We start from the raw sequence: 11,233 nt of genomic DNA, 5'->3' as shown, positions 1-11,233 counted from the left end.
GCAGTTCCCCGCGCCCCTGAAGACAAAAGACAGGGGCGCAGCCCCGTCTTTTAGGGGCGCGGGGAACTGCGCGACCAGCCCCCACCGGCCCGCAGCCTTCAACGCACCCCTACGGTCGCCAAAGCGGATGCTCCCGCTCCGCCCACTCCCGGCTGACCGACCCCGTCCGGAGCCCGCGTCGGGCCTCCGGGTGCGCGAGGGCCATGCCGATGTGGCCCGCGAGGACGATGCCGATCGTCAGCGCAAGCCAGTCGTGAACGAAGGTCGCGCTCGTGCGCCAGACCAGCGGGGCGAGATGCGTGAACCACATCAGCAGCCCGGTACCGAGCATGACCAGGACGGCACCGGCGATCCAGGCCGCGTACGTCTTCTGCCCGGCGTTGAACTTCCCGGCCGGCCGCGACTCGGGGCGGGCGTCACGCCGCAGCGCCGAACGCAGCCACACCCGGTCGTGCGGCCCGAAGCGGTTGAGCAGCCGCAGGTCCTTGCGGAAGGCGCGCGAGACGAGCCCGACGAGCACGGGCACCGGCAGCAGCAGCCCCGACCACTCGTGCACCCTGACCACCAGCTCGCGCCTGCCGACGAGTTCGGCGAGCTGGGGGAGGTAGAGGCAGGCCGCGGTCAGCACGCACAGCCCCATCAGCAGCGCCGTCACCCGGTGCACCCAGCGTTCGGCGCGCGAGAAGCGGCGTACGCGCGCCGGATCCGCCGGATCCCCGGGCGCGGGCATCTCCAGCTGTTCGGTCTCAGGTCGCGTCATCGTCACGTCCGTTCGAGCGGCCCACCCACGCGTCCACGTCGTACCCGCGCTCTTCCCAGTAGCCGGGCCGGACGTCCTTGGTGAGGGTGATGCCGGAGAGCCACTTCGCGGACTTGTAGAAGTACATGGGCGCGACGTAGAGGCGGACAGGGCCGCCGTGGGAGTGGCTCACGTCCTTGTCCTGCATGCGGAGGGCGACCAGGACGTCGGCGCGGCGGGCCTGGGACAGGGTCAGGCTCTCCGTGTACGTACCGTCGAAGCACGTGAACCGCACCGCCCCGGCCGAAGGGCGCACACCCGCGGCGTCCAGCAGCCGGGACAGGCGCACCCCTTCGAAGGGCGTGTCGGGCACCCGCCAGCCCGTGACGCACTGGACGTCGCGGACCATCCGTGTCTGCGGCAGGGCGCGCAGGTCGGCCAGCGTGTACGTGGTGGGGTGGTCGACCAGGCCGTCGACGGTGAGGCGGTAGCTGTCCTCGTTCTTGTGCGGGACGGACGAGGCGACCGAGTAGTAGCGGAAGCCGCCGCCGTTGGGCAGGAGGCCGGTCAGGCCGGTGGGGTCCTTGTCCGCGGCGCTGCCGAGGAAGGACTCGAGGCCGCGCTGGAGCGTGGGCGCGGCGGCCACTCCGAGCGCGCCGAGCCCGAGCATCCCGAGCATGAGCCGCCGCCCCACAGGGGTGCCGCCCGCTTCCGGCTCATCCGCGGCCGCTGACGATCGTTCCGGGTTCACACACTGATTCGAGCACCCCCGGCCCCCGGAAGCCAGGGGTCAAGGGTGCCCGTCAGAGTTCCGTAATCACTTCTTACGGGCTTTCCGGCAGCGAGTGCCTCAGGAGCCGGACTCCGCCGCCTTCTCCAGCTGGAACGCCTCGTTGCCGAGCCCGATCCCGGCGTGTGCCTGGGGCTTGCGGGCGCGCAGGAACAGACCCTGGAGAACGCCCACGACGGCGGCCAGCACGATCACACCGGGCAGCACCCAGCTCAGCGAGGAGCCGGGGCCCGCGCCCACCAGGACGTCGAAGTCCTTGACGGTGTAGACGGCGATGACGATCAGCGAGACGCCGGCGATCGCGGAGGACGCGAGGCGCCAGGCCTGGGCCCGCGCGGCGCCCCGGCGGGCGAAGAAGACGACGACCGAGAGCGAGGCCGTGGCCATCAGCAGGATGACGCCAAGGGCTCCGATGTTGCCCATCCACGTGAAGAGGTGCAGCACGGGCGCGGTCGGGTCGCCGGCCGGCTTGTCGTCGGCGACGGCGAACACCGCGACGACCACCATGGCGACGACCGTCTGGAACAGCGACCCCGTACCGGGCGCGCCGCTCGCACCCGTGGTCCGGCCGAAGGCGGAGGGCAGCAGGCCCTCCCGGCCCATGGCGAAGGCGTACCGCGCGACGACGTTGTGGAAGCTGAGCATCGCCGCGAACATGCCGGTCACGAACAGCACATGGAGCACGTCGGTGAACGTCTCACCGAGCCGCGCCTCGGTCAGGAAGAACAGCAGCCCGGCACTCTGCTCCTGCGAGGTGCCCACGATTCCGGAGGGTCCCGCCGCGACGGTCAGCGCCCAGGAGCTGAGCGCGAAGAAGACCGCGACGAAGCCGATCGCGAGGAACATCACGCGCGGGACCAGGACGTGCGGACGACTGGTCTCCTCGGCGTACACGGGGGCCTGTTCGAAGCCGAGGAAGGCGGCGACGCAGAAGCACAGCGCGGTGCCGAGGCCCGCCCCCGTGAGGGTGTCGGGGTTGAAGGCGTGCAGCGACAGGCCCTCCTTCGCGGGGTCGGCGACGGCCGCGACGTCGAAGATCACGACGAGCAGCACCTCGATGACCAGAAGCACACCGAGCACGATCGCGTTGACGTCGATCTTCAGCCAACCGAGTGCGCCGACGACCAGAGCGGCCACCAACGACGGTATCCACCAGGCGACTTCGACCTCCAGGTAGGTGGCGAACAGTCCGGACACCTCGAAGCCGAAGATGCCGTAGATGCCGATCTGGAGGGCGTTGTACGCGACGAGCGCGACCGCCGCGGCGCCCGAGCCGGCCGTGCCGCCGAGGCCGCGGGAGATGTACGCGTAGAAGGCGCCCGCGTTGTGGACGTGGCGGCTCATCTCGGCGTACCCGACACTGAAGAGGACGAGCACGATGCCGAGGATGACGAAGAGCAGCGGCTGACCGACGATGCCCATCACCGCGAATGTGGTGGGCATGACACCCGCGACGACCATGAGCGGCGCGGTCGCCGCGAGCACGGAGAGCAGCAGGCCCCCCGTGCCGAGCCGGTCGGAGCGCAGGGCCCGGTCCTGACCCTTGAAGGTGCTGATGCCGCTGTCGGCGGCGGCCGGTCTGCCCGTGCTCGCAGTACTCGATGTGTTCGAACTGCCCGTCGTCATGGCGGGGTTGTCCTTTCGGATTGCCGGGGTGTCGTTCAGACCGTGCCGAGCACGCTGTCGCGCGCGGCACGGAAGGCGGTGTACGGATCGCGGTCGGGGTACGACCACGGCACCGGGGTCGCGTACGGTCCGATGCGGTGGAACAGGGCGGCCGCTTCGGCGCCCCGGCCCTCGCAGAACTTGGCGTGGGCAAGGAAGTTGAGGTCGACATGGCTGCGCGGGTGGTCGTCGCGCTCCCACTCCAGCCACCAGTCGAAGGCCGTCTTCATCACCTGACGGGCCCGGCGCCCGACCCAGTGCCCGGAGGCCACGGGGTCGGCGGACTCGGCCCCGGCGGCGGCCAGGACGCGATAGCGCTCGGCGTGCGCGACGACCGGCAGGATCGCCAACGGCGAGTCGGCGGGCGCCTGTTCGGCGGACCAGGTCGCGAAGTCGTAGACCTCGTGCAGCGGGTCCTGCCCGGCCTCGGGACGCCGCTCGGCGAGCCGGGCGACCATCAGATGGTGGGCGTGGTGGTGGTCGGGGTACCGGTGGCGGACCTCGTCGAAGAGCTGGACCACGTCCTGCTCGCTGCCGAGGACCCGCTCCAGCATCAGCAGACCGAGCCAGGGCGTGGGGTCGGCGGGCAGCAGCGCGGCCGCGGTACGGCAGGCCTCGCGCGCCCGGGCGGGCTTGTCCTTGCCGTTCAGGGCACGTTGCACGGTGGCGAGGGCGAGCAGTACGGCGGCGTCACCGGACTCGGGTTCGGCGACCAGCCAGTCACGCGCCCAGGCGAGGGTGCTCGACTCCTGCGCCAGGGTGGTGACGCGGTGCCCGCGGCGGTCCCAGTCGTCGCCGGTCGCGACGAGCAGGCCGCGTACGGCGGTCCACCGGCCCTGGGCCAACGCGGCGCGGGCGGCGACGAGTTCGGCGTCGTCGAGCGCGGCGTCGAAGGCCTGGGCCGCGCGCTTGCGGCCGCGGCCTAGGGGTGGCGGGGGTGGAGACACCGCGGGACTTCCTCACACGACGCGGTTTGCCGACGATTGATTTTTCAGCGGGTTGCCACGGTTGGGCAGCAGGGTATGACGGGTTGTCAGCGTGTGGTCAACTGTTGATTTTTGTCAGTGATTGACTACGGACAGCCAACCCTGAGCCAATGGTTCACGTCAAGCCTGACAGATGCGTTACACGCGTCAACCACTCGTCGACAGCCCGAAGTTGAGCCCGTCCTCAGCCGCCCGCCCCTCCACTCACGAACCCACGGCTTTCGCCGCCGCCCGCCCCGCCGTACGCCCGGAGAACAGGCAGCCGCCGAGGAACGTCCCCTCCAGGGACCGGTATCCGTGCACACCGCCGCCGCCGAACCCGGCCGCCTCCCCCGCCGCGTACACCCCGGGCAGCGGGTCTCCGCCCTCGGTCAGCACACGGGACGACAGGTCGGTCTCCAGGCCGCCGAGCGTCTTGCGGGTGAGGATGTTGAGGCGCACGGCGATGAGCGGGCCGGCCTTGGGGTCGAGGATGCGGTGCGGGGTGGCCGTACGGATCAGCTTGTCGCCGAGGTAGGCGCGGGCCCCGCGGATGGCTGTCACCTGAAGATCCTTGGTGAACGGGTTGACGATCTCCCGGTCGCGCGCTGTGATCTCACGCCGCAACGCCGCCTCGTCGATGAGCGGCTCCTTGGTGAGGGCGTTCATCCCACGGACGAGCGCGCCCAGATCCCGCTCCACAACAAAATCAACACCGTTGTCCATGAACGCCTGCACCGGCCCGGGCACATCGGCCCGCGCCCGCTGGAAGACACCCTTGACCGACTTGCCCGTCAGATCGGGGTTCTGCTCCGACCCCGAGAGCGCGAACTCCTTGCCGATGATCTTCTGGTCGAGCACGAACCACGTGTAGTCGTACCCGGTCTTCATGATGTGCTCGAGCGTGCCGAGGGTGTCGAAGCCGGGGAAGAGGGGCACCGGGAGCCGCCGCCCCCGCGCGTCCAGCCACAACGACGAGGGTCCGGGCAGGATGCGGATGCCGTGGTTCTCCCAGATGGGGTTCCAGTTCTGGATGCCCTCGGTGTAGTGCCACATGCGGTCGCGGTTGATGAGCCGCGCACCCGCGCCCTCCGCGATGCCGAGCATCTCACCGTCCACATGCGCGGGCACGCCGGAGATCATCCGCTCGGGCGGGTTGCCGAGCCGCTCGGGCCAGTTGGCGCGCACGAGATCGAGATTGCCGCCGATGCCGCCGGACGTGACGATCACGGCCTGGGCCCTGAACTCGAAGGCGCCCGTGACGGTGCGGCCGCTTGCCTGGCCACGCAGGATGTCCGACGGCTCCAGCACCTCGCCGCTCACGGTGTCCACCGTGCCCGCGCTGCGCGACAGCCCGGTGACGCGGTGCCGGAACTTGAGCTGCACGAGACCACGGGCGACGCCCGCCCGTACGCGCCGCTCGAAGGGCGCGACAAGACCCGGACCCGTGCCCCACGTGATGTGGAACCGGGGCACGGAGTTGCCGTGCCCGTTCGCGTCATAACCGCCGCGCTCGGCCCACCCCACCACGGGGAACCAGCGAACCCCCTGCTTGTGCAGCCAGGACCGCTTCTCACCGGCCGCGAAGTCGACGTACGCCTCGGCCCACTTCCGGGGCCAGTGGTCCTCCGGGCGGTCGAAGGCCGCGGTGCCCATCCAGTCCTGGAGGGCCAGCGCATGGCTGTCCTTGATGCGCATGCGGCGCTGCTCGGGCGAGTCCACGAAGAACAGGCCACCGAACGACCAGTGCGCCTGGCCGCCGATCGACTGCTCCGGCTCCTGGTCGAGAAGGATCACCTTGCGCCCCGCGTCGACGAGCTCCGCGGTCGCCGCGAGCCCGGCAAGGCCCGCCCCGATCACGATCACATCTGCGTCGTACGCCATGAGCAGGCTCCTTCTGGGCATTATTACTGGTCGGTCAGATCCTTGGGCAACGGAGTGACCCAGTCAACTGCCGGGGTGGGACCTACTCGGCTACAGTCGCCGGATACTCCGCGACCCTCCCCGCCCGAAGTCTTGAGGTACGCAGCGTGTCGGTTCTGGTTCTCGTCCTCGCCGTGAGCGCGGCCTGCTGCCTGGGCTTCGGATTCGTCCTCCAGCAGAATGCCGCGGCGCACGCTCCGCTGGGCGACTTCCTCTCCCCCCGACTGCTCCTCGACCTGGTGCGGGTGCCGCGCTGGCTGGGCGGGATCGGGCTCATGGTCGTCGGCATGGTGCTCGGCGCGATCGCCCTGTCGAACGGCGAGATCTCCCTGGTCGAACCTCTCCTCGCGACCAACCTCCTCTTCGCGCTCCTGCTCTCCCGCCGCCAGACCCGCCAGCCGCTGGGACGGCAGGGCTGGGCGGGGCTTCTGCTGCTCGCGGGCGGGGTGACGGCGTTCATCGTGGCCGGTCAGCCGGAGGGCGGCGACGCCGTCACCGATCCGTTCCGCCACTGGATGATCATCGGCGTGATGGTGGGCCTCGCGCTCCTGCTCACCACATACGCCAAGCGGTCCCGACTGAGCGCGGGCCCGGTGCTGCTCGGAATGGCGGCGGGACTGCTGTACGGCGTCCAGGACGCCCTCACCCGCGTGAGCGGACAGCGCTTCTCCGACGGCGGCTGGCTGTCGCTCGCCACGAGTTGGCAGGTGTACGGGGTCGTGGCCCTCGGGATCACCGGGCTCGTGCTGGTGCAGAGCGCGTTCGAGACGGCCCCATTGCGGATGTCGTTGCCCGCACTCACCGCGGCGCAGCCGCTGGCCGGGATCGCTTGTGGCGTCGGGTTCCTCGGCGACCGGTTGCGGACCGACGCGGGGGCGCTGGCCTGGGAGGCCGGGGGCCTCGCCGGGATTATGGTGGGGGTCGTCCTGCTGGGGCTGCATCCCGCGATGCCCAGCGGGACCGCGGCCAAGGAGCCCCGGGAACCCAAGAAGAAGGTGCGCGTGCGGGATCTTCAGCCTCGCTGATGCGGCGCGGGCTGCTTTGATGGCCGTATGAGCTCTGCTGACGAGATCCTCGACGTCGTCGACGAGAACGACGAGGTGGTGGGGCAGGCCCGGCGCGGTGACGTATACGCCCGGGGGTTGCGGCATCGGTGTGCGTTCATCCAGGTCAGGGACGGCGAGGGACGACTGTTCGTGCACCGGCGCACTCCGACCAAGCTGGTGTTCCCCTCTCTGTACGACATGTTCGTGGGCGGGGTCGTGGGCGCGGGCGAGACCTACGACGACGCGGCGCTGCGGGAGGCCGAGGAGGAGCTGGGCGTCTCCGGGCTCCCCCGGCCGGTCTTCTTGTTCAAGTTCCTGTACGACGACGGGGCCGGGAAGAGCTGGTGGTCGGCCGTCTACGAGGTGCGCTGCGACCTGCCGGTGAAGCCTCAGGTCGAGGAGGTCGCCTGGTACGGGTTCCTGCCGGAGGCTGAGGTGGGGCGGCGGTTGGCGGAGTGGGAGTGGGTGCCGGACGGCTTGTCCGCGTATTCGCGGCTGCGGGCTTATCGGGAGCGGGGTTCGGGGGGTTCGGGCTGAGTTCGTCTGCGGGTGGGTGGGGGCGTATCGGGAACAGGCTTCGGGCTGAGTTTCGTCTGCGGGTGGGTGGGGGCTGGGCGCGCAGTTCCCCGCGCCCCCGAGGTGGCTGGGGTCGGGTTGTTTGTGCGGGTGAGTGGGTGGTCTGCGCCTGGCGTGGGGTGGTGACGGGGACGCGGCGGTACGTCGGGTTCGTCGCAGCGGGGCGTACGGCTCGGCATCGTCAGGCCCGGGTTGCTTGCGGGAGCTCTAGGCGGCGAACTGCGACATACCGCCGCGTCCCCTTCGGTCGGCACGGCGCCCGCCGGCCGGTGGGCCCACCCGCCCACGGACCCCGACAGCCCAGCCACGGGTAGGGTCTGCGCGTGATCGAACTTGTGCGGAACGTCCGGTTGTGGTTCGCGCCTGAGCGGATCAAAGAGGAGGGGACCACCCCCGACTACCGGTTCTCGCTGGCCAACGAGCGGACGTTTCTTGCGTGGTTGCGGACCTCGCTCGCACTGATCGGCGGCGGGTTCGCCGTGGATCAGTTCCTGCCCGACTTGAGGTGGGCCTGGCGGGTCGGTCTGGCTCTGGGGCTCCTGGGAGCCGGGGTGCTGTGTGCGCTGCGGGCCGTGAATCACTGGATCCGCTGCGAGCGGGCGATGCGCAAGGGCGAGGATCTGCCGGTGTCGCGCTTCCCCGCGCTGCTGAGCATCTGCGTAGCCGTCGTGGCCGTCGCGATGGTGGTGGTCGTACTGGTCGGGTGGGAGGGGTGACCGGGCCCGCCCAGGAGTCGGGGATCGGTCGAGACCCCGGCCTGCAGCCGGAGCGTACGCGGCTCGCGTGGCGGCGTACGACGTTGGCGGCAACCGTGGCGGCCGTACTCGCCGTGAAAGCGGCGCTCAGTGGCGGGCCGAGCGCGGCGGGATTCGTGGTGTGCGCGCTGTTCTGCGGGCTGTGGCTGGGCTTTCTCGCCGTGGCACACCGGCGAATCCGGGCCCTGTCCGAGAGCGGTCAGCCGACTGTGCTCACACCCGGACATGCGAGCGCAGCTGTTCTCTGCACGGTCGCGCTGGCCGTCTGCGCGATGGTCCTCGTCTTCTGAGGGCGCACTGCCGACCCGTGGCCCACGAGGGGCACGGGCACGAGCACGGCGAAGGCTGCGGCCACTCGGCGGTGACGCACGTCGACCACGTCGACTACGGTCACGACCGAGACGCCGATCACGTTTCGTCTCCGCACTGGACGGCATACCGACCGGTCGGCATCATGTGGAGAGTCCTGATTTCCGGCGTACGGAGGAAACACGATGAGCGCAGACCACCCGCCAGGTCTCGATCTCGACCGGTTGCGCGGCCTGCTCGACAGCGAGCGGCCCGGCCTGGTCCACGGCCCGCTGACCGGCCGGCTGATCGAGGGCGGACGGTCGAACCTCACGTACGCGGTGACGGACGGCACCTCGAAGTGGGTCGTACGCCGCCCCCCGCTGGGCCACGTGCTGGCCACCGCGCACGACATGAAGCGCGAGCACCGCGTGATCAGCGCGCTGCACCCGACGGCGGTGCCGGTCCCGCGCCCGATCCTGCTGTGTGAGGACGAGCAGGTGCTGGGCTCGCCCTTCTACGTCATGGACTTCGTGGAGGGCACGCCGTACCGGACCGCCGAACAGCTCGCGCCGCTCGGTCCCGAGCGCACGCGCGGCGCGGTGCTCGGCCTCGTCGACACGCTGGTCGAGCTGCACGCGGTGGACCCCGCCGAGGTGGGCCTCGCGGACTTCGGGCGCCCCGAGGGCTTCCTGGACCGGCAACTGCGCCGCTGGGGCAAGCAGTTGGACGCCTCCCGCAACCGCGAGCTGGCCGGGATCGACGAGCTGCACGCCGCGCTGGGACGCGAGTTGCCGAACTCCCCCACGGCCACGGTCGTGCACGGCGACTACCGGCTCGACAACGTGCTGATCGGCGAGGACGACCGGATCAACGCGATCCTCGACTGGGAGATGTCGACGCTCGGTGATCCGCTCACCGACCTGGGGCTGCTGGTGATGTACAGCATCCCGCTGGGCACGCCCGACTCCCCCGTCTCCACGACCGCCATGGCCGCCGGACACCCGGAGCCGGCCGAGCTGATCGAGCGGTACGCCGCGCGCTCGGGGCGCGACGTGTCCGCCGTCGCCTGGTACACGGCGTTCGCATGGTTCAAGCTCGCCGTGATCCTGGAGGGCATCCACTACCGCTACACGCTGGGCCAGACCGTCGGCGCGGGCTTCGACCGCATCGGCGACCTGGTCCCCGTCTTCATCGAGCACGGCCTGACCACTCTTCAGGAAGGCTGACCGGACTATGGACTTCGCATTCGACGCGCGCACCGAGGAGCTGCGGGCCAAGCTGCTCGCCTTCATGGACGAGTACGTCTATCCGGCCGAGGCCGTTGCTCATGAGCAGCGGGGTCGGCTCGCCTCCCCGTGGGACACCCCCGCCGTGGTCGAGGAGTTGAAGGCCGAGGCCCGCCGTCAGGGTCTGTGGAACCTCTTCCTGCCGGACTCCGAGTACGGGGCCGGGCTGACGAACCTCCAGTACGCGCCGCTCGCCGAAATCACCGGCCGTTCCCCGCAGTTGGCGCCGACCGCGCTGAACTGCGCGGCGCCCGACACCGGCAACATGGAGGTGCTTGCCCAGTTCGGCGACGAGCAGCAGAAGAAGCAGTGGCTGGAGCCGCTCCTCGCCGGTGAGATCCGCTCGGCGTTCGCGATGACCGAGCCCGAGGTGGCCTCGTCCGACGCCACGAACATCACCACGCTGATCGAGCGATCCACCGACGGCACGGCCGGCACCGACGAGTACGTCATCACCGGCCGCAAGTGGTACATCTCCGGGGCGATGAACCCCGACTGCAAGATCTTCATCGTGATGGGCAAGACGGATCCCGAAGGGTCCGACATCCGCCGCCAGCAGTCCATGGTGCTGGTCCCGCGCGACACACCCGGCGTCACGGTCGAGCGCGCGATGCAGGTGTACGGCTACGAGGACCACTCCCACGGCGGGCACGCGGAGGTCGTCTTCGACGGCGCGCGTGTGCCGATCTCGAACCTCATCGGCGAGGAGGGCGGCGGTTTCGCCATCGCCCAGGCGCGGCTGGGCCCCGGCCGGATCCACCACTGCATGCGGCTGATCGGCATGGCGGAACGGGCGATCGAGCTGATGTGCCGACGGGCGGTCTCACGTACCGCCTTCGGCAAGTCGCTGGCCCAGCAGGGCGTCGTCCACAACTGGATCGCCGACGCGCGCGTTGCCGTCGAGCAGTTGCGTCTGCTGGTCCTCAAGACGGCCTGGATGATGGACACCGTCGGCAACAAGGGTGCCCACACCGAGATCCAGTCCATCAAGATCGCCACGCCTCGTACGGTCGTCGACATCATCGACAAGGCGATCCAGTTGCACGGAGCGGGTGGGGTGAGCCAGGACTTCCCGCTCGCCGAGCTGTGGGCCGGCGCCCGCACCCTGAAACTCGCCGACGGCCCGGACGAGGTGCACCAGCGCTCCCTGGCACGCCACGAATTGAAGAAGTACGTCGTCTGACCCGGCGGGGGCCG

At 70.3% G+C, this 11,233-nt stretch carries 11 protein-coding genes; 6 read left to right on the top strand and 5 right to left on the bottom strand.

From position 1 onward, the window contains the following. Positions 1–109: 109 nt before the first annotated feature. The 5 genes from GAS53_RS22965 to GAS53_RS22945 all read right to left on the bottom strand — a co-directional run bounded on the left by GAS53_RS22965 (position 110) and on the right by GAS53_RS22945 (position 6,043). Positions 110–730 (bottom strand): cytochrome b/b6 domain-containing protein, encoded by a 621-nt coding sequence (locus GAS53_RS22965; protein WP_151479571.1) that lies wholly within the window; start codon positions 728–730, stop codon positions 110–112. Positions 731–746: 16 nt separating this feature from the next. Then, entirely contained in the window at positions 747–1,418 is a 672-nt protein-coding gene (locus GAS53_RS22960; protein ID WP_151479572.1) for a molybdopterin-dependent oxidoreductase, read from the bottom strand. A 171-nt stretch (positions 1,419–1,589) separates the two neighbouring features. Then, the gene (locus tag GAS53_RS22955; protein ID WP_151479549.1) at positions 1,590–3,155 is read right to left on the bottom strand and encodes an APC family permease; all 1,566 of its coding nucleotides are present in this window, start codon (positions 3,153–3,155) and stop codon (positions 1,590–1,592) included. Between the two features lie 35 nt (positions 3,156–3,190). Further along, positions 3,191–4,141, bottom strand: a complete 951-nt coding sequence (locus GAS53_RS22950) for a tetratricopeptide repeat protein (RefSeq protein ID WP_151479548.1) — start codon at positions 4,139–4,141, stop codon at positions 3,191–3,193. 243 nt (positions 4,142–4,384) lie between these two features. After that, positions 4,385–6,043, bottom strand: coding sequence for an FAD-binding dehydrogenase (locus GAS53_RS22945; protein ID WP_151479547.1), 1,659 nt, complete (start codon positions 6,041–6,043; stop codon positions 4,385–4,387). Between the two features lie 146 nt (positions 6,044–6,189). Between GAS53_RS22945 and GAS53_RS22940 the strand changes: the two genes are divergently transcribed. The 6 genes from GAS53_RS22940 (at position 6,190) to GAS53_RS22910 (ending at position 11,219) form a co-directional block, all read left to right on the top strand. After that, entirely contained in the window at positions 6,190–7,107 is a 918-nt protein-coding gene (locus tag GAS53_RS22940) for a DMT family transporter (protein ID WP_151479546.1), read from the top strand. Between the two features lie 27 nt (positions 7,108–7,134). Next, positions 7,135–7,665 (top strand): NUDIX hydrolase, encoded by a 531-nt coding sequence (locus GAS53_RS22935; protein ID WP_151479545.1) that lies wholly within the window; start codon positions 7,135–7,137, stop codon positions 7,663–7,665. A 362-nt stretch (positions 7,666–8,027) separates the two neighbouring features. Continuing rightward, complete coding sequence (locus GAS53_RS22930; RefSeq protein WP_151479544.1) at positions 8,028–8,420, top strand: YidH family protein; 393 nt, start codon at positions 8,028–8,030, stop codon at positions 8,418–8,420. Continuing rightward, positions 8,417–8,749: a DUF202 domain-containing protein gene (locus GAS53_RS22925; protein ID WP_151479543.1), complete on the top strand. Its 333-nt coding sequence runs from the start codon at positions 8,417–8,419 to the stop codon at positions 8,747–8,749. Before GAS53_RS22930 ends, GAS53_RS22925 begins: the two co-directional genes overlap by 4 nt. A gap of 204 nt (positions 8,750–8,953) precedes the next feature. Beyond that, on the top strand, positions 8,954–9,976 hold the full coding sequence (locus GAS53_RS22915) for a phosphotransferase family protein (protein WP_151479542.1): 1,023 nt from the start codon (positions 8,954–8,956) through the stop codon (positions 9,974–9,976). Positions 9,977–9,983: 7 nt separating this feature from the next. After that, entirely contained in the window at positions 9,984–11,219 is a 1,236-nt protein-coding gene (locus tag GAS53_RS22910; protein ID WP_151479541.1) for an acyl-CoA dehydrogenase family protein, read from the top strand. Positions 11,220–11,233: the final 14 nt, after the last annotated feature.

This window comes from Streptomyces albicerus (assembly GCF_008905045.1).
Classification (GTDB): domain Bacteria; phylum Actinomycetota; class Actinomycetes; order Streptomycetales; family Streptomycetaceae; genus Streptomyces; species Streptomyces albicerus.
Note: the sequence above shows the minus strand (reverse complement) of the source record. Positions and strands in the feature narration are given on the sequence as shown.